At 65.1% G+C, this 17845-nt stretch carries 17 protein-coding genes; 12 read left to right on the forward strand and 5 right to left on the reverse strand.

Features of this window, described 5'->3' with window-relative positions:
• Positions 1-28: 28 nt before the first annotated feature.
• Both FG94_RS19820 and FG94_RS19825 read left to right on the forward strand, forming a co-directional pair.
• The gene (locus FG94_RS19820; RefSeq protein WP_036215239.1) at positions 29-358 is read left to right on the forward strand and encodes a hypothetical protein; all 330 of its coding nucleotides are present in this window, start codon (positions 29-31) and stop codon (positions 356-358) included.
• Complete coding sequence (locus FG94_RS19825) at positions 355-1218, forward strand: HDOD domain-containing protein (protein WP_051996937.1); 864 nt, start codon at positions 355-357, stop codon at positions 1216-1218. Before FG94_RS19820 ends, FG94_RS19825 begins: the two co-directional genes overlap by 4 nt.
• Before the next feature lie 129 nt (positions 1219-1347).
• On the opposite strand, the gene FG94_RS19830 is transcribed toward FG94_RS19825, so the two are convergent.
• On the reverse strand, positions 1348-1758 hold the full coding sequence (locus tag FG94_RS19830) for a hypothetical protein (protein WP_027866675.1): 411 nt from the start codon (positions 1756-1758) through the stop codon (positions 1348-1350).
• A 614-nt stretch (positions 1759-2372) separates the two neighbouring features.
• On the opposite strand from FG94_RS19830, the gene miaB reads away from it, so the two are divergent.
• From miaB to FG94_RS19880, 10 genes are all read left to right on the forward strand, one after another.
• Positions 2373-3731, forward strand: coding sequence for a tRNA (N6-isopentenyl adenosine(37)-C2)-methylthiotransferase MiaB (gene miaB / locus FG94_RS19835; RefSeq protein ID WP_036215242.1), 1359 nt, complete (start codon positions 2373-2375; stop codon positions 3729-3731).
• Positions 3728-4819: a PhoH family protein gene (locus tag FG94_RS19840; RefSeq protein ID WP_036215245.1), complete on the forward strand. Its 1092-nt coding sequence runs from the start codon at positions 3728-3730 to the stop codon at positions 4817-4819. Before miaB ends, FG94_RS19840 begins: the two co-directional genes overlap by 4 nt.
• The gene (gene ybeY, locus FG94_RS19845) at positions 4800-5267 is read left to right on the forward strand and encodes an rRNA maturation RNase YbeY (RefSeq protein WP_036215248.1); all 468 of its coding nucleotides are present in this window, start codon (positions 4800-4802) and stop codon (positions 5265-5267) included. The genes FG94_RS19840 and ybeY overlap by 20 nt, the downstream gene beginning before the upstream one ends.
• Before the next feature lie 215 nt (positions 5268-5482).
• Positions 5483-6361: an HlyC/CorC family transporter gene (locus tag FG94_RS19850; RefSeq protein ID WP_036215251.1), complete on the forward strand. Its 879-nt coding sequence runs from the start codon at positions 5483-5485 to the stop codon at positions 6359-6361.
• Positions 6361-7932: an apolipoprotein N-acyltransferase gene (gene lnt / locus FG94_RS19855; RefSeq protein ID WP_036215254.1), complete on the forward strand. Its 1572-nt coding sequence runs from the start codon at positions 6361-6363 to the stop codon at positions 7930-7932. Before FG94_RS19850 ends, lnt begins: the two co-directional genes overlap by 1 nt.
• Before the next feature lie 165 nt (positions 7933-8097).
• Positions 8098-9012 (forward strand): glycine--tRNA ligase subunit alpha, encoded by a 915-nt coding sequence (gene glyQ, locus FG94_RS19860; protein ID WP_027866669.1) that lies wholly within the window; start codon positions 8098-8100, stop codon positions 9010-9012.
• A gap of 18 nt (positions 9013-9030) precedes the next feature.
• A complete protein-coding gene (glyS, locus tag FG94_RS19865) occupies positions 9031-11127 on the forward strand; it encodes a glycine--tRNA ligase subunit beta (RefSeq protein WP_036215257.1) in 2097 nt (698 codons plus the stop codon).
• Between the two features lie 9 nt (positions 11128-11136).
• Entirely contained in the window at positions 11137-11691 is a 555-nt protein-coding gene (gene gmhB / locus FG94_RS19870) for a D-glycero-beta-D-manno-heptose 1,7-bisphosphate 7-phosphatase (RefSeq protein WP_036215260.1), read from the forward strand.
• Between the two features lie 47 nt (positions 11692-11738).
• Positions 11739-12479, forward strand: a complete 741-nt coding sequence (locus tag FG94_RS19875) for a 1-acyl-sn-glycerol-3-phosphate acyltransferase (RefSeq protein ID WP_152571060.1) — start codon at positions 11739-11741, stop codon at positions 12477-12479.
• A 44-nt stretch (positions 12480-12523) separates the two neighbouring features.
• On the forward strand, positions 12524-13426 hold the full coding sequence (locus FG94_RS19880) for a M48 family metallopeptidase (RefSeq protein WP_036215263.1): 903 nt from the start codon (positions 12524-12526) through the stop codon (positions 13424-13426).
• A 154-nt stretch (positions 13427-13580) separates the two neighbouring features.
• Here FG94_RS19880 and FG94_RS19885 read toward each other — a convergent pair whose 3' ends face one another.
• The 4 genes from FG94_RS19885 to FG94_RS19900 all read right to left on the reverse strand — a co-directional run bounded on the left by FG94_RS19885 (position 13581) and on the right by FG94_RS19900 (position 17842).
• Entirely contained in the window at positions 13581-14102 is a 522-nt protein-coding gene (locus FG94_RS19885; protein ID WP_229446004.1) for a YcxB family protein, read from the reverse strand.
• An 89-nt stretch (positions 14103-14191) separates the two neighbouring features.
• Positions 14192-15460 (reverse strand): lipid IV(A) 3-deoxy-D-manno-octulosonic acid transferase, encoded by a 1269-nt coding sequence (gene waaA, locus FG94_RS19890; RefSeq protein ID WP_036215268.1) that lies wholly within the window; start codon positions 15458-15460, stop codon positions 14192-14194.
• The gene (gene waaC / locus FG94_RS19895) at positions 15457-16437 is read right to left on the reverse strand and encodes a lipopolysaccharide heptosyltransferase I (protein ID WP_036215270.1); all 981 of its coding nucleotides are present in this window, start codon (positions 16435-16437) and stop codon (positions 15457-15459) included. The genes waaA and waaC overlap by 4 nt, the downstream gene beginning before the upstream one ends.
• A gap of 10 nt (positions 16438-16447) precedes the next feature.
• Positions 16448-17842: a phosphomannomutase/phosphoglucomutase gene (locus FG94_RS19900; RefSeq protein ID WP_036215389.1), complete on the reverse strand. Its 1395-nt coding sequence runs from the start codon at positions 17840-17842 to the stop codon at positions 16448-16450.
• Between the last annotated feature and the right edge of the window lie 3 nt (positions 17843-17845).

Raw genomic sequence — 17845 nt, forward strand, 5'->3', positions numbered from 1 at the left:
TTGGAAGCAGGAAAGAACAGGAGAAAGAATGAGCGATAGCTACGAACTGGTGCCGCTGGCGCACCTGTATCCGGGCATGGTGCTCGCCGATGCGCTGCTCGATGCGCATGGGAACGTGCTGCTGGCCGAAGGCGCGGTACTGGGCGAGGCGACCATCCTGTCGCTGTCCCGGCATGGCGTCGGCGCGGCCCCGATCCGCCGCGCCATCTCCCTGGACCAGCCCGACCCGGGCGCGGTGCAGGCGCGCCTGGACCATTTGTTCCGCCGCAACGAGCGCGACGACCATGCGGACTGGGCTACCGGCCTGCTGCGCCGCTACGTCGAGGATTACCGCCTGCGGGGCGATGTGGCGCCATGAACGCACACCTTGAACAGGGCGACGGGATCGACAGCGCGGACATCCTCGGCGGCGTCGAGGACCTGCCCTCGCTGCCGGCCGTGGTCATGGAGCTGCTCGGCAGCCTCGACCAGGAAGACCTCGACATCGCCGTGCTGGCGAAGAAGGTATCGAACGACCCGGCGCTGACGGCCAAGACCCTGCGCCTGGCCAACTCCTCGGCCTTCGGCCTGCAGGTGAAGGCGACCACGATCCAGCAGGCCATGACCTACCTCGGCTTCGAGGCCACGCGCAACCTGATCACGACGGCCGCCCTGACCGGCTGCTTCCCGGCCGGGCGCTGCCCGGGCTTCAACGACAAGGCCTTCTGGCGCCACTCGATCGCCACCGCCGCCTGCGCCCGTGCGCTGGCGCGCCGGGTTCGCTTCAATGCGGACTACGCCTTCACCGCCGGCCTGCTGCACGACATCGGGCGGCTGGTGCTGGTGTCGCGCTTCCCCGAGCGCTACCAGGCGGTGCTGTCGCTGCGCGACAAGCTTGACGGTGAACTGATCGATGCCGAACGCGCCCTGCTGGGCGTGGACCACGTCGACGCCGGCGTGGCGCTGGCGGCGCACTGGAATTTCTCGGACACCATGCGCCAGGCGATCGCCTACCACCACGCGCCGGAGGCGGCGGGCGCCGGTTTCCTGGCGACGATCGTGCACGTGGCAAGCGCGGTCGTGCATGCGCTAGACCTGGCCGGAAATCCGGACGAGCTGGTGCCGCGCGTGTCCTCGGTGGCCTGGACGGCGCTGGGCATGGCGGAAGAAGCGTGGCTGCAGGTCTTCCATGAAACCGAACTGCAGTACGAGGAGATGTCGGCCATCCTGATGGCCTGACGGAAACGGGAATAGCGCAGATGGGCTGCGCGAAAGCCGGCCGAACCGGCGCGGCACAACGCTCAGGGCGCGGTGCCGCAGCCCGCTGGCACCGAAGGCATGACAGGCGCGGCCGTCATGCCAACGGCATCAGTGAGCATAATTGCCGGTCGACGGATTTGCTTCGTTACCTTGCTGCTGTTGCTGAGGCTGTTGCTGCTGTTGCTGCTGGGCTGCCGCTGCGGCGGCTGCCTGGGCTGCCTTCTCTTCTGGCTTCGGGCGGCCTTGTGCGTCCGAGAGGCGATACTTGGTGCGGCGGTCGCCCATCAGGTCGCGCAGGTCACGGATGCTCATGCCGGTCACTTCGTGCATGCGGATCAGCAGCGAAGCGCCGACCGGCAGGCGGTGGTGACGGATTTTGCTGATGACTGGCGGCGCAACTTCGAGCATGCGCGACAACGCGGCGTCATTCTTCAGCTGCATTTTACCGAGCAGGATGTCCAGCAGATGGTTCGGGTTGTAGCTTTCCTGCGAAGACAGAGCATGATGCTGTTGTGCCATGATATTTACCTCTTCAGTTTGGTTAAAATAGTTCCTTTACGAACTTTTGTTAAAGACTACCTCGTCAACATAAGTTCCCGGACTACCTTCAGGAAATTAAACAGGTCAAGCCTGAAGATCCCCTTAAAAGACATGGTCCGAATTGCATACTCCCGCGTACCCTCTCCGCATGCGCACTTGTCTTTCAAACAAATTATCAGGCTCATACGTCCACAGTACATCCGAGCGGCGCATGTGACTCATTGTCAGAAATCAAGCTATCGCGCGGAAAGCTTGTCACATAGGCATTTCAGCACATGGGGATTATTTGTGGCGCACGCAAGAGATTTCTGCAATAAATTTTCCTAGTCAGAAGTTGAGCCGAAGCTCTTGATTTACAAGAAGAAAGAATCGATTCCAACATACCATTTTCAAGGAATCGAGGGCTTTTTCTCATCATCTCACATTTAACAATCTGAGCAGCTTGGCAACGACTTTAGGTTAAGAAACCTATCGTTCCCCGTGGCATTAAAAATGCAGGCGCACATCGCCATTCAGGGGGGTCAAACGATTTACGCTAAACTGAGCACCTGTTTTTGCCAAAGCATTCGCTCCCCCTTTTAATACAGCATTCCATGCAGAAAAAAGTATTCATCAAGACCTTCGGCTGCCAGATGAACGAATACGATTCGGACAAGATGGCGGACGTCCTCGGCGCATCCGATGGACTGGTCCGTACCGACTCGCCCGAAGATGCCGACGTCATCCTGCTGAACACCTGCTCGGTGCGCGAAAAAGCGCAAGAGAAAGTGTTTTCCGACTTGGGCCGCTTCAAGGCGCTCAAGCGCGACAAGCCGGACCTGGTGATCGGCGTGGGCGGCTGCGTGGCGTCGCAGGAAGGGGAAGCCATCGTCAAGCGTGCGCCGCACGTGGACGTGGTATTCGGGCCGCAGACCCTGCACCGCCTGCCGCAGCTGATCCGCGAGCGCCGCCATAGCGGCAGCGCCCAGGTCGACATCAGCTTCCCGGAAATCGAGAAATTCGACCACTTGCCGCCCGCCAAGGTAGAAGGTCCGGTCGCTTACGTCTCGATCATGGAAGGCTGCAGCAAGTACTGCAGCTACTGCGTGGTGCCCTACACCCGCGGCGAGGAAGTCTCGCGCCCGTTCGAGGACGTGCTGACCGAGTGCGCCGGCCTGGCCGCCCAGGGCGTGAAGGAAATCATGCTGCTGGGCCAGAACGTGAATGCCTACCGCGGCAGCATGGAGAGCGGCGAAGCCGCGGACTTTGCGCTGCTGCTGGAATACATCGCCGATATTCCCGGCGTCGAGCGCCTGCGCTACGTCACCAGCCACCCGAAGGAGTTCACCCAGCGCCTGATCGACGCCTACGCGAAGATCCCGCAGCTGGTGAACCATATCTACCTGCCGGTGCAGCACGGTTCCGACCGCGTGCTCGGCGCCATGAAGCGCGGCTATACCGCCCTCGAATACAAGTCGATCATCCGCCGCATCCGCGCGGTGCGCCCGGAAATGGCCTTCTCGTCCGACTTCATCGTCGGCTTCCCCGGCGAGACCGACGCCGATTTCGAGGCCATGATGAAACTGGTCGAGGACGTCGGTTTCGACAACAGCTTCAGCTTCATCTTCAGCAAGCGCCCGGGCACCCCGGCCGCCAACCTCGAGGATGACACCCCACATGAAGTAAAACTCGCGCGCCTGCAGCGCCTCCAAGGCTTGATCGACGCGAATACACGTAGGTATAGTGCAGCAATGGTCGGCAGCGTCCAGCGCGTGCTGGTCGAAGGCCCCTCCAAGAAACACCCGGAACAGCTGCAAGGCCGTACCGAAAACAACCGCGTGGTCAACTTCAGCGCAGACGATGGCGTCGGCCTGGTTGGACAACTGGTCGACGTGCGCATCGTAACCAGCCATGACTATTTCCTCAGCGGCGAACTCGTCGCCAACCTAGACACGATTGCCAAAGCCAGTTGAAAAACACACCTACCCAGCCTTCGTACTTCATCCCCGAGCCGCTCGACAACACGCGGCTTGCCCACCTGTGCGGTCCACTGGACGAAAACCTGCGCCAGATCTCGGCCGCGCTTGACGTCACCATCTTCCGGCGCGGCGAGAAATTCATCGTCAGCGGCAGCAATGCCGAGCGCGCGGTCGAACTGCTGGAGCGCTTCTACGCGGTCGCCAACAAGGTCGTGCCGATCGAGGAAGTGCAGCTGGCTTTGGTGGAACAGCGTTCCGGCCTGAAGCCGCGTGCACCGGGCGAAGCCGAAGCGCCGGAAGCCGCAAGCAAGCAAGACGAGGACGACGGCGCGGCAGCCGGCGCCGAAGAACTGTCCGAACTGGTCAGCCCGACCCTGAAAACCCGCCGCAGCGACCTGCGCGGCCGCACGCCGCACCAGATCCAGTACCTGCGCTCCGTGCTCGAGCACGACATCAGCTTCGGCGTCGGCCCGGCCGGCACCGGCAAGACCTATCTGGCGGTGGCCTGCGCGGTGGACGCGCTGGAACGCGACGCGGTCAAGCGCATCATCCTGACCCGCCCCGCGGTAGAAGCGGGCGAGCGCCTCGGCTTCCTGCCGGGCGACCTGAGCCAGAAAGTCGACCCCTACCTGCGCCCGCTGTACGACGCGCTGTACGACCTGCTCGGCTTCGACCGCACCCAGAAACTGTTCGAGAAACAGGTGATCGAGATCGCCCCGCTGGCCTACATGCGCGGGCGCACGCTGAACCACGCCTTCGTGATCCTGGACGAAGCCCAGAACACGACAGTCGAGCAGATGAAGATGTTCCTGACCCGCATCGGCTTCGGCAGCAAGGCCGTGATCACCGGCGACGTCACCCAGGTCGACCTGCACAAGTCGCAGCGCTCCGGCCTGGTCGACGCCATCCACGTGCTGAAGAACGTGCGCGGCATTGCCTTCACCCATTTCGCCAGCGAAGACGTGGTGCGCCACCCGGTGGTGGCGCGCATCATCGACGCCTACGAGAAAAACTCCTCGATCGAGGAACTGGCCGCCCTCCCCAAACCGACCCCTGTGAAAAATGCAAGAAAAAAAACATAAGCTCGACCTCGAAGTCCAGTATCCCGACACCCGCCTGGAACAGGAAATAACGGAAACGATGCTGCAGCGCTGGGTGGAAGCCGCCCTGCTCGGCCCGGCCGAGCTGTCGATCCGCTTCGTCGATGCCGAGGAAGGCCTGGCCCTGAACCGCCAGTACCGCGGCAAGGACTACGCGACCAATGTGCTGACCTTCGCCTACAACGAAGGCGAGGAACTGGGCGAGGACGACCCGACCCAGGCCGACATCATCCTGTGCACCGACGTCCTGCTGCGCGAGGCCGAGGAGCAGAAGAAGACGGTCGAGGAACACGCGGCCCACCTGGTGGTGCACGGCGTACTGCACGCCCAGGGCTACGACCACGAGCACGACGAGGAAGCCGAGGAGATGGAGCAGTTCGAGCGCGACATCATGGAAGTGCTCGGCTATCCGGATCCGTATTCGGATTGAACTGTAGGGTGGGCAGGTTCCCTGCCCACGCGGTGAATGTTGCGGGCTCCGTTCTCGGGCGGGATGATCTTGCTGCCAACTATCACCGCGTGGGCGGCAGAGCCGCCCACCCTACGTCTTTACCTGCAGCAATATGTGCTAACCGCGCGCATTGTGGGCCATCGCCGCTTTTGGTGTATCCTATACCCATCGCAACAACGGCTTCACGCCAAACTATGCCCGAGTATCCCAGTGACGTCCGATCGGACGTCAAACCCCACCGGTCGCTGTTCGAACGGCTGACCGCACTCATCTCCCCCGAGCCTGAAAACCGCGCAGAACTGCTCGAAGTCCTGCACGAAGCCCACGAACGCAAGCTGATCGACGCCGACGCACTCTCGATGATCGAGGGCGTGTTCCAGGTCTCCGACCTGTCCGTGCGCGACATCATGGTGCCGCGTTCGCAAATGGACGTGATCGACATTACCGATCCGATCGAGCAGTGGCTGCCGATCGTGCTCGAGACCCAGCACTCGCGTTTCCCCGCCATCGAGGGCGAGCGCGACAAGGTGGTCGGCATCCTGCTGGCCAAGGACCTGCTGCGCTACTACGCCGAGGAATCCTTCGACGTGCGCAAGATGCTGCGCCCGGCGATCTTCATCCCGGAATCGAAGCGCCTGAACGTGCTGCTGCGCGACTTCCGCGCCAACCACAACCACATGGCCATCGTCGTCGACGAGTACAGCGGCGTGGCCGGCCTGATCACCATCGAGGACGTGCTCGAGCAGATCGTCGGCGACATCGAGGACGAGTACGACTTCGACGAGGACGAAGACAACATCCTGTCGATCAAGGAAGGCCAGCTCGGCCCCCGCTGGCGCGTCAAGGCCCTGACCGAGATCGAGCAGTTCAACGAAGAAGTCGGCGCCGACCTGCCCGAGATCGATGCCGACACCATCGGCGGCCTGGTCGCCAGCCACCTCGGGCGCATGCCGCACAAGGGCGAAGTGTTCGACCTCCAGAACCTGCGCTTCGAAGTGCTGCGCGCCGACGCGCGCCAGATCCACGTGCTGCTGGTCGAGAAGCTGCCTTACGCCGAAGACGACCGCGACTGATGCTGCGCCGCCGTACCCAGCCCACAACCGCTCCCGACCCCAGCCTGCGCGGCACCAGGCCTTCCCCCAAGGCCCTGGTGCTGATGGCGCTGGCCGGCGCTACCTCGCTGCTGTCCTTCCAGCCTTTCGGCTGGTGGCCGCTGCAGTTCCTCGCCCTCGCCTACTTCTTCTACCAGGTCGGCATGGGCACGTCGCCGCGGCGCGGCGTGTGGCTGGGCTGGGCCTTCGGCTTCGGCTGGTCGGTGGCCGGCATGCACTGGCTGTACATCGCCGTCACCCGCTTCGGCGGCCTGCCCGCCATCCTGGGGGCGATCGCGATCGCCCTGCTCGGCCTGTACATGGGCCTGTTCGGCGCCTTCGCCGGCGGCGCCGCCAGCTGGCTGCGCCGCAAGTGGTCGCTGCCGGTGAGCGCCTTCGTGCTGCTGGTGCTGCCCGCCGTGTGGGGCGTATCGGAATGGATGCGCGGCTGGATCTTCACCGGCTTCCCGTGGGCGGCCTCGGGCTATGCCCACAACGTCTCGCCGCTCGCCGGCTACGCGCCGCTCGTCGGTGTCTACGGCCTCGGCGTGCTGGCCGCCCTGTGCGCCGGCTGCCTGGTGATGCTGACCCAGCGCGCGCGCTGGCCGGCCGTCGGCCTGCTGGCGGCCGTGATGGCGGCCGGCTTCGGCCTCAAGCACGTCGCCTGGACCCAGGAGGTCGGACAGCCGGTGACGGTGCGCCTGCTGCAGGGCGACGTGCGGCAGGACCAGAAATTCGACGCGGCCTACCTGTTCGAGATCATCGAGCGCTACCAGGCGATGATCACGGCGGCCCCGGCCGACCTGATCGCCACGCCGGAGACCGCGATCCCCGTCACGCCGCAGCAGCTACCCGCGGGCTACCTGGATGCGTTGCAGGGCTTTGCCCAGCAGACCCGCAGCCACCTGATGATCGGCATTCCGACCCTGAGCCGCGAGGGACGCTATGCCAACAGCGTGATCGCGCTCGATCCACGCGCTGCGGCGGGCACGCAGGGTTACCTCTACAACAAGTTCCACCTGGTGCCCTTCGGCGAATTCATCCCGCCGGGCTTCCGCTGGTTCACCGACCTGATGAGCATCCCGCTGGGCGACCAGACCCGCGGCGAGCCGCTGCAGGCGCCCTTCCCGGTCAAGGACCAGCTGGTGCTGCCCAACATCTGCTACGAGGACGCTTTTGGCGAAGAGATCGCGGCCCAGCTGCGCAATGCCGCCAAGCCGGCAACGCTGCTGCTGAACGTGTCGAACCTGGCCTGGTATGGCGAATCGGTGGCGATCCCGCAGCACCTGCAGATCTCGCAGATGCGCGCCATCGAGACCGGCCGCCCGATGCTGCGCTCGACCAACAACGGCGCCACCGCCGTCATCGACGGCCGCGGCAATGTCGTGCAGCGCCTGTCCTTCTACGAGCGCGGCGTGCTGGCGGCCACGGTGCGCGGCACCGAAGGCCTGACCCCGTACGTCCGCGCCGGCAACCTGGCTTTCCTGGCGCTCGGCGGGCTGATGCTGCTCGGCGCATGGATCGCCGGCCGCTACCGCAATCGGGATTCGTAGGGTGGACGGGTCTCCCGTCCACCCTACAAAAACCCCACCAATTCGTACTGCTGAGTTGAATCGCTCCCCAGCCTACCGGTAAAACTTAGTAGAATTGGTCATTTGGCAAATTTACCGTGACCGCGGCAGGCAATGCCGCAGCGCCCCACATATTGCTCACATCCGATGCTCACATTCCAACAAATCATCCTCACCCTGCAGACCTACTGGGACAAGCAGGGTTGCGCACTGCTGCAGCCCTATGACATGGAAGTCGGCGCAGGCACCTTCCACACCGGCACCTTCCTGCGCGCGATCGGCCCGGAGCCGTGGCGCGCCGCCTACGTGCAGCCGTCGCGCCGCCCGAAGGATGGCCGCTATGGCGAGAACCCGAACCGCCTGCAGCACTATTACCAGTACCAGGTGGTGCTCAAGCCCGCGCCGGAAAACATCCTCGACCTCTACCTCGGCTCGCTCGAGGCTCTGGGCCTGGACCTGAAGAAGAACGACGTGCGCTTCGTGGAAGACGACTGGGAAAGCCCGACCCTGGGCGCCTGGGGCCTGGGCTGGGAAGTCTGGCTGAACGGCATGGAAGTCACCCAGTTCACCTACTTCCAGCAGGTCGGCGGCCTCGATTGCAAGCCGGTGCTGGGCGAGATCACCTACGGCATCGAGCGCCTGGCCATGTACCTGCAGGGCGTCGAGAACGTGTACGACCTGGTGTGGACCGAGTGGGAAGAGAACGGGGTCAAGAAGACCCTGTCCTACGGCGACGTCTTCCACCAGAACGAAGTCGAGCAGTCGACCTACAACTTCGAGCATGCGAACACCGAGCTGCTGTTCCAGGCGTTCAGCAACCACGAAGCCGAAGCCAAGCGCCTGGTCGAACTGCAGCTGACGCTGCCGGCCTACGAACAGATCATGAAGGCCTCGCACAGCTTCAACATGCTGGACGCGCGCGGCGCGATCTCCGTGACCGAACGCGCCGCCTACATCGGCCGCGTGCGCACCCTGTCGCGCCTGGTGGCCCAGGCCTACTACGACTCGCGCGAGAAGCTCGGCTTCCCGATGCTGCCCGGTGCCGACAAGGCTGCTGCTTAAAGAAGAACAGAACAAACCATGAACCAGACTCTCCTCGTCGAAATCCAGACCGAAGAACTGCCGCCGAAAGCGCTCGTCAAGCTGGGCGCCGCCTTTGCGAACGGCATCGCCAATGGCCTGAAGGCGCGCGACTTTCTTGAGCTTGATAGCGTCGTCACGTCGCACGCCACCCCGCGCCGCCTGGCGGTCACGATCACCAATGTGCGCGGCACCTCGCCCGACAAATCGATCCGCGAAAAGGTGCTGCCGGTCTCGGTCGCCCTGGACAAGGACGGCAACCCGAGCGCGCCCCTTGGCAAGAAGCTGGCCGCGCTGGGCTTCCCCGACCTGAAGATCAGCGACCTCGAACGCGCCCAGGACGGCAAGGCCGAATCCTTCTTCTACACCTACACCGCCAGCGGCAGCCAGCTCGCCGGCGCCCTGCAGGACGTCCTGCAGGATACCGTCGCCAAGCTGCCGATCCCGAAGGTCATGAGCTACCAGCGCCCGAGCGGCGACACGGTGCACTTCGTGCGTCCGGTGCACCTGCTGCTCGCCCTGCATGGCGAACAGGTGCTGCCGCTGACGCTGCTGGGCCTGGAGGCTGGCCGCCACACCATGGGCCACCGCTTCCTGTCGCACGGCGGTCAAATCGCCATCCCGCACGCCGACCAGTACGCACACGTGCTGGAAAGCGAAGGCAAGGTGCTGTCGAGCGCCGAAGCGCGCAAGGAAAGCATCCGCAAGCAGCTGCTCGACAAGGCTGGCGCCGACCAGGTCCTGATGCCGGAATCGCTGCTCGACGAAGTGGCCGCGCTGGTCGAGTGGCCGGTGGTCTACGAATGCCGCTTCGAGGAGGAGTTCCTGTCGGTGCCGCAGGAATGCCTGATCCTGACGATGCAGACCAATCAGAAGTATTTCGCCTTGACCGATGCCTCGGGCAAGCTGCGCTCGCGCTTCCTGATCGTCTCGAACCTGGCAACCGATGACCCATCGGCCATCATCGGCGGCAACGAGCGCGTGGTGCGCCCGCGCCTGTCGGACGCCAAGTTCTTCTTCGAGCAGGACAAGAAGAAGACCCTGGAATCGCGCCTGCCGCTGCTGGAAAACGTGGTCTATCACAACAAGCTCGGCACCCAGCTCGAGCGCAGCGAACGCGTCACCATCCTGGCAAGCAGCATCGCGCGCCGCCTGGGTTACGACGTGCCGCTGGCCGAACGCGGCGCACGCCTGGCCAAGGCCGACCTGCTGACCGACATGGTGGGCGAGTTCCCGGAACTGCAGGGCATCATGGGCACCTATTACGCGCGCCACGACGGCGAGCACGAGGAAGTCGCCCTGGCCGCCTCCGAGCACTACCAGCCGCGCTTCGCCGGCGATGCGCTCCCCTCGACCAATACCGGCCTGGTGGCCGCGCTGGCCGACAAGCTGGAAACCCTGGTCGGCATCTGGGCCATCGGCCTGCAGCCGACCGGCGAGAAGGATCCGTTCGCGCTGCGCCGCCATGCCCTGGGCGTGATGCGCATGCTGGTCGAGAAGCGCCTGCCGCTGTCGATCTCCGAGCTGCTGGCTGCAGCGGCCGGCGTGTTCGAAGGCCAGGCCGCGTTCAAGGATCCGCGTGCCGAGGTCACCGTGTTCATGCTGGACCGCTTGCGCGGCATGCTGCGCGAGCGCGGCTTCTCGCCGAACGAGGTCGAGGCCGTGCTGGCCCAGAACCCGGACCGCGTCGACGACGTGGTCCAGCGCCTGGAAGCGGTACAGGCCTTCGCCGCCCTGCCGGAATCGAGCTCGCTGGCCGCCGCCAACAAGCGCATCACCAACATCCTGAAGAAGAACGAGGACGCCCTGCCGCAGGACGCTTCGGTGGCGCAGGAGCTGCTGGTCGAACCGGCGGAAAGCGCGCTGGCGGCCAAGATGACCGCGCTCGAGGGCGAAGTCAGCAGCGCGTTCGAGAAGAGCGACTTCACCGGCGCCCTCAAGACGCTGGCGCTGATGAAGGATGAAGTCGACGCCTTCTTCAACGACGTCATGGTGATGGCGGAAGACGTCAAGCTGCGCAACAACCGCCTGGCGCTGCTGTCGCAGCTGCACGGCATGATGAACCGCGTGGCCGACATTTCGAAGCTCGCGGCATAAGGCATTATCATGAAACTCATCATCCTCGACCGGGATGGGGTCATCAACCACGACTCGCCGGACTTCATCAAGTCGCCGGCGGAGTGGATTCCCATTCCCGGCTCGCTGGAAGCGATCGCCCGCCTGAACCAGGCGGGTTACCGGGTCGTGATCGCCTCGAACCAGTCGGGCATCGCGCGCGAACTGTTCGACATCACGACCCTGAACGCGATCCACCAGAAACTGCACGCCAGCGCCCAGCTGGTCGGCGCCGACATCGACGCCATCTTCTTCTGCCCACATGCGGCGGCCGACAACTGCGACTGCCGCAAGCCCAAGGCCGGCATGTTCGAGGAGATCAGCAAGCGCTACAAGCTGAGCCTGAAGGGCGTGCCCACCGTGGGCGACTCGCTGCGCGACCTGCAGGCCGGCTTCATCATGGGCTGCGTGCCCTACCTGGTCCTGACCGGCAAGGGCGAAAAGACGCAGCAGACCGGCGGCCTGCCGCCCGGCACCCAGGTATTCCCCGACCTCGCGTCGATGGTGAATGCCTTCCTCAAGACCGCGGCACAGCGGCCTGAGTAAATAAGTAAGCTATAACATCCAGAACCAGTCCATTGTCCGGAGCCCCTTTGCATACCCTCAGTCTGTTCCTGCGTTCCCTGCTCTTCAAGATCGTCATGATCGTGGCCACCGTGGTGTGGGCCTGTGTATGCTTCCTGGCGGCGCCGCTGCCCTACAACAAGCGCTTCTGGGTGACCTCGCGCTGGAATGTCTTCATCATCTGGTGTGCGAAGGTCATCTGCGGCATCCGCTACGAGTTCAAGGGCTACGAGAACCTGCCGGACGGCCCGGCCATCATCCTGTCCAAGCACCAGTCGGCGTGGGAAACCATCTTCCTGCTGCCGAACCTCACGCGGCCGCTGGTCTACGTCTTCAAGAAGGAGATCCTCTACATCCCCTTCTTCGGCTGGGGCATGGCGCTGCTGCGCATGATCCCGATCGACCGCTCGCAGGGCAAGAACGCCTTCGCCCAGGTGGTCCGGCATGGCCGCCGCCGGCTCGCGGACGGCCAGTGGATCATCATGTTCCCGGAAGGGACGCGCATCCCGGTAGGCCAGAAAGGCAAGTACAAGAGCGGCGGTACGCGCCTGGCTGTCGAAACCCAAACCGTGGTCGTCCCGATCGCGCATAATTCAGGTGAGTGCTGGCCGAAGAATTCCTTCCTCAAGCGCCCCGGCCTGATCACGGTCTCGATCGGCAAGCCGATTTCGCCGGAAAACCACACCCCCGACAGCATGATGCAAGAGGTCGAAAATTGGATAGAATCCGAAATGCGCGTTATCTCGCCCCACGTCTACAAAGGTGGCTGAGCGACGTCAGCGCCCAGATCAGGAATTCGAAACCGCAGCAACTTATGACCTCTTCCAGGATCGACGGGCACCAGCTGGAACTGTTTGCACAGGAATTCTTCGCGGCGCTCAAGCCTTCGGATAAACCGGCCCCGCCCTCGCAGCCTCTCTTCAAGGCGCCGCCCCCGGCGCCGCGCCACCTCATCCCGAGTCCGCCCGTCGCCGATGGCGAGCCGCCGCTCAAGCGCATCGTCCTCGGGTCCCATACGGTCGATTACGCCCTGCGCCGCTCGACGCGCCGCTCGATCGGCTTCATGATCGACGACGACGGCCTGCGCGTGACCGCCCCGCGCCGCTGCACGCAAATCGACATCGACAACGCGATCCGCGCCAAGCAGCGCTGGATCCTCACCAAGCTGCTGGAGCGCGGGGAGCGCCGTGCACTGCGCCAGGAACGGGCACCGGTCGAATGGAAGGACGGCGCCCGCCTGCCCTACCTGGGCGGCGAGATCACGCTGCGCCTGGAAGAAGCGGCGCGCAGCCACTGCCAGTACGACGCGGCCAAGCGCGAGCTGTGGATCGGCGTGGTGCCGGGCCTGTCGGAATGGCAGCTGAAGGAACGCGTCAAGCTGTGGTTCCAGGCCGAGGCGAAACGGCTGTTCAAGGAGCGCCTGGATTTCTTCGCGCCGCAGCTGAACGTGGCCTACAAGGCCTTTGCGCTGTCCTCGGCGGGCACGCGCTGGGGTTCGTGCACGATCGAGGGGAGTATCCGCCTGAACTGGCGGCTGGTCCACTATCCCGCGTCGCTGGTGGACTACGTGGTGGTGCACGAACTGGCGCACCTGCGCGAGATGAACCACAGCCCGCGTTTCTGGGCGACGGTGGGCGCGGTGTATCCGGATTACGACGGGGCGCGGCTGGCGCTCAAGAAGCGGTCGCTCGAGATGCCGGTGCTATTCGCGGATTGATTCGCGGCGCTGGATTTGTCGTAGACCGTAGGGTGGGCGGGTTTCCCGCCCACGCGGTGATAGGCGGCGGCTGCGATGTCGTGCGGGATGATCTCGCTGCTGGTTGAACGCGTGGGCGCACTTCATGCCACTGGCATGAAGTGCCCTGCCCACCCTACAAAAGCGAATCGCGGCGTGCGGTCGCCAGCTCCCGCATCGCGGCCTCCTGCGCCTCCGACAGCGCCCGATACGGAATCGGCAGCGTCCCGCGCTTGAGCACCATCATGAACCCCCGCGAATAGGTGCGCACGCCGATCACGTCTTCCCACCCGATCAGGGTCACGCCCCCGCTGGTGCGCACGATGCCGTGCTGGTCGATGGTGAATTCATAGGTGCGCCGGCCGCGGCCGAGCATGACGAAATGGAGGGCGGCGCCGAAGGTGCTTTTCAGGCGAAGGTAGAGGCTGGCTGGCCAGCGGATGCGCCGGCGGCGGATCAGGAAACCGCCGTGCTGCCACATGAAGCTGATGTATTCGCCCAGCGTGTAGCGCACGAAGAAATGCAGTTCGGATAAGGGAACGGGAGGCGCAGCGGATGGCGCCGGGATATCCACCGGGCCGTCACCCACAGGCATGTGCAGCAGCTTGTCGTCGGCCTGCTGTTGTACCGGCATGGCGACAGGTTGATTGCTGCCCATTGGGTCACTAAGCGGCCTCGGGTGATTAAACGACAACATAGCGCATCCCCTGGTTATTATCCGAGCTCGAACCGGAATGGTAGCAAAACCTACCGGATAAGTCGTCGCAGGAGTTCAACAGTGCGCAGGGTGGCACCGCGGTGGCGGCCCGCGAACGCGAGCGCATGCGCGCCCATGCCAAGCCGGGCGGCCTCGTCTTCCAGCAGGCGCAGCGCGGCTGCGATCAAGGCGTCGGCGTCACGCACGCGCAGGGCGGCGCCGTCCGCCACCGCTTCCTCGGTCGCCTGGGCGAAGTTGAAGGTGTGCTCGCCCACCAGCACCGGCTTGCCCAGGGCGCAGGCTTCGATCAGGTTCTGCCCGCCCAGCGGCATCAGGCTGCCGCCGATGAAAGCGCAGTCGCAGGCGGCGTAGTAGGCGAACATCTCGCCCATCGAGTCGCCCAGCAGGACGTCGGCGTTGCCGATGCCCGCCTCCAGGCGCGAGCGCCGCTGTACCGTCAAGCCGCGCGCCGCGGCCAGTTTCTCGACTTCGTCGAAGCGCTGCGGATGGCGCGGCACGATCGCCAGCAGCGCATTCGCCGGCTTGTCCGCCGCACGCTGCCAGGCGTCCAGGATCAGGGCTTCCTCGCCTTCGCGCGTGCTGGCACACAGGAACACGGGACGCTGGCCGAACTGCGCGCGCAGCCAGGCGCCCTTCTCCAGCGCGGCCTGGGGCGGCACCACGTCGAACTTGATGCTGCCGGTCACCGCTACCTGCGGCGCGCCGAGCGAACGGATGCGCCCGGCGTCAGCCTCGGTCTGCGCCGCCACCAGCGTGATGGCCCGCGCCGCGTCAAGCATCAGGGTGCCCATCTTCTGCCCGCGCCTCAGCGAGCGTTCCGACAGGCGCGCATTGACCAGCGCCACCGGCACCCCGGCCGAGGCGCAGCTGTCGACCAGGTTCGGCCATACCTCGGTCTCCATCAGGATGCACACGTGCGGCTGGAAGCGGCGCAGGAAGCGCCCCACCATGAAGCCGGTGTCGTAAGGCAGGTAGGACTGCACCAGGCGCTCGCCGTGGTGGCCGAACAGGGACTTGCCGGTGGCGCGGCCGGTCGGCGTCATGTGGGTCAGCAGGATGCGGGAATCGGGATAGGCGGCGAGCAAGGCCTCGACCAGCGGTTCGCTGGCGCGGGTTTCGCCGACCGAGACGGCGTGCACCCACAAGGTCGTGCGCGTCGATGGGGGCGCAGCCGGAAAACCGAGGCGCTCGGCCCAGTGGGCGCGATAGCCGGGCTCCTTGCGCCCGCGCCACCACAGGCGCCCGAACACGAGCGGCAGCGCCAGCCACCAGGCCAGCGAATACAGCCACCGCTTCACACGGCCTCCAGCAGGCGGCGCGCGGCGGCGATGACTTCAGGCGCGGACGGCGGCGCGCCCTGGTCGCCGAGGTTGACGATCCTGTCCGACCAGTTGCCCTCGGTCTTCCACTTCGGCGAATCGCAGTAGATCTCGACCGTCGGGCGGACAAAGGCGGCGGCGATATGGGTCAGGCCGGTGTCCACGCCCACCGCGAGGCGCGCATGCTGGGCCAGGGCCACCGCGTCCATCATCGACAGCTTCGGCAGCACGCGCGCGTTCGGCAGGCCGGCGGCCATGGCCTCAGCCTCCTGCTGTTCCTGGGGCGAGCCCCAGGGCAGCAGCACCGGCATCGGCGCCAGGGCGCGGCCGAGTTCGATCCAGTTCTCGCGCGACCAGCGCTTGGCGTCGCGCGCGGTGCCGTGGAAGAACACGGCATAGTCTTCAGGCGGCAGGAAGCCGGGACGCGACGCTGCCTGCGGCGCAGGCAGGCCGAAATCCGGCGCATGGTCGACCGTGTAGCCGAGCGCGGCGCCGGCGACCATGCGTCCGCGCGCCACCGCGTGGGTACGTGGATTCAGCGGGATGCTGTCGGTGTGGAAGATGCGCGAGATGCCCTCGTAGCCGGAGCCTTCGCTGCCGTTGGCCAGGCCGACCTTCCTGCCGCCCTTGCGCACGCGCGCCGCGCCCATGATGACGCCGGTCTTGAGCAGGCCCTGGGTATCGAACACATAGTCGTACTCCTCCTCGCGCAAGGTAGAGAAGAAGGCCTTGATCTCGGCCCGGGTTTCCGCCTTGCCGAGGCCCTTGCGCCAGCGGCGCAGCGCCCAGGGGATGATTTTGCGGACGTGCGGATTCAGGCGCACCAGGCTGGTATAGCCCTCTTCCACCACCCAGTCGATGGTGGCGCCCGGATGGTGGCGCAGGATGTCGGCCACCATCGGCAGGTTATGCAGCACGTCGCCCAGCGACGACACGCGCACCAGCAGGATCTTCAAGCGCAGGTCCTTAGAACGGCAGTTCGGCGTCCGGCTTGGCCGCCAGGATCACGGTCTTGAACTCGGCCTGGATGCGCGCCAGGGCTTCCGGGTTCTCGCCTTCGAAGCGCAGGACCACCACCGGGGTGGTGTTCGAGGAACGCGCCAGGCCGAAGCCGTCCGGGTATTCCACGCGCAGGCCGTCGATGCCGTTGATGCTTGTAGAGCTCGGGAATGTCGCATTGGCGCGCAGGCTGTCGATCAGGGCGAAGTTCTCGCCTTCCTTCAGGTGCAGGTGCAGCTCCGGGGTGCTGCTGGCGATCGGCAGGCTGTTGAGCAGCTTCGAGGGATCGGCTTCCTTGGTGAGGATCTCGAGCATGCGCGCGCCGGCGTAGAGGCCGTCGTCGAAGCCGTACCAGCGGTCCTTGAAGAAGATGTGGCCGCTCATCTCACCGCCCAGCGGCGCGCCGGTTTCCTTCAGCTTGGCCTTGACCAGCGAGTGGCCGGTCTTCCACATCAGCGGGCGGCCGCCGGCTTTCTCGATCCAGGGAGCGAGGTGACGGGTGCACTTGACGTCGTACAGGATCTCGGCGCCCGGATTGCGCGACAGGACGTCGCTGGCGAACAGCATCATCTGGCGGTCCGGGAAGATGATCTGGCCATCCTTGGTGACGATGCCGAGGCGGTCGCCGTCGCCATCGAAGGCCAGGCCGATCTCGGCGTCGGTGTCCTGCAGCGCGCGGATCAAATCCTGCAGGTTTTCCGGGTGCGCCGGGTCCGGGTGGTGGTTCGGGAAGTGGCCGTCCACTTCGCAGAACAGTTCGACCACGTCGCAACCCATGCCGCGATACAGGTCGCCGGCAAAGGCGCCGGCCACGCCGTTGCCGCAGTCGACCGCGATCTTGATCGGGCGCGCGATCTTGACGTCGCCAATGATGCGCTCGAGGTAGGCGGCGCGGATATCGTGGGTGCCGTAGGCGCCGCGCTGTTCGGCGACCTTGCCGCTGTCGTTGCCAATGCTGGCTGCGATGCTGTCGTGCAAAGCCAGGATGGCGTCGCCGTAGATCGCCTCGCCCGCCATGACCATCTTGAAGCCGTTGTAGTCCGGCGGGTTGTGGCTGCCGGTGACCATGATGCCCGAACGGGTGTCGAGCACGTTGGTGGCGAAGTAGACCATCGGGGTGGCGACCATGCCGAGGTCGATCACGTCCACGCCGGCGTCGCGCAGGCCTTCGCCCAGGGCGGCGGCCAGGCCGGGACCCGACAGGCGGCCGTCGCGGCCGATCACGACCTTGCGCTCTCCCTTCGCCAGGGCGGCGGCGCCGAATGCGCGGCCGATGTGGCGTGCAATGCCTTCGTCCAGCGTCTTGTCGATGACGCCGCGAATGTCATAGGCCTTGAAGATCGTTTTCGAGAGAGCAACCATGAT

This window comes from Massilia sp. LC238, from assembly GCF_000735635.1.
Lineage (GTDB): Bacteria > Pseudomonadota > Gammaproteobacteria > Burkholderiales > Burkholderiaceae_D > Telluria > Telluria varians.

Bases quoted from the DNA above. Each gene is read 5' to 3' on its own strand.
- FG94_RS19820 (WP_036215239.1), top strand. From the start codon at position 29: ATGAGCGATAGCTACGAACTGGTGCCGCTGGCGCACCTGTATCCGGGC.
- FG94_RS19900 (WP_036215389.1), bottom strand. From the start codon at position 17,842: ATGGTTGCTCTCTCGAAAACGATCTTCAAGGCCTATGACATTCGCGGC.
- glyQ (WP_027866669.1), top strand. From the start codon at position 8,098: ATGCTCACATTCCAACAAATCATCCTCACCCTGCAGACCTACTGGGAC.
- FG94_RS19880 (WP_036215263.1), top strand. From the start codon at position 12,524: ATGACCTCTTCCAGGATCGACGGGCACCAGCTGGAACTGTTTGCACAG.
- ybeY (WP_036215248.1), top strand. From the start codon at position 4,800: ATGCAAGAAAAAAAACATAAGCTCGACCTCGAAGTCCAGTATCCCGAC.
- FG94_RS19885 (WP_229446004.1), bottom strand. From the start codon at position 14,102: ATGGGCAGCAATCAACCTGTCGCCATGCCGGTACAACAGCAGGCCGAC.
- FG94_RS19830 (WP_027866675.1), bottom strand. From the start codon at position 1,758: ATGGCACAACAGCATCATGCTCTGTCTTCGCAGGAAAGCTACAACCCG.
- glyS (WP_036215257.1), top strand. From the start codon at position 9,031: ATGAACCAGACTCTCCTCGTCGAAATCCAGACCGAAGAACTGCCGCCG.
- gmhB (WP_036215260.1), top strand. From the start codon at position 11,137: ATGAAACTCATCATCCTCGACCGGGATGGGGTCATCAACCACGACTCG.
- lnt (WP_036215254.1), top strand. From the start codon at position 6,361: ATGCTGCGCCGCCGTACCCAGCCCACAACCGCTCCCGACCCCAGCCTG.
- miaB (WP_036215242.1), top strand. From the start codon at position 2,373: ATGCAGAAAAAAGTATTCATCAAGACCTTCGGCTGCCAGATGAACGAA.
- FG94_RS19825 (WP_051996937.1), top strand. From the start codon at position 355: ATGAACGCACACCTTGAACAGGGCGACGGGATCGACAGCGCGGACATC.
- FG94_RS19850 (WP_036215251.1), top strand. From the start codon at position 5,483: ATGCCCGAGTATCCCAGTGACGTCCGATCGGACGTCAAACCCCACCGG.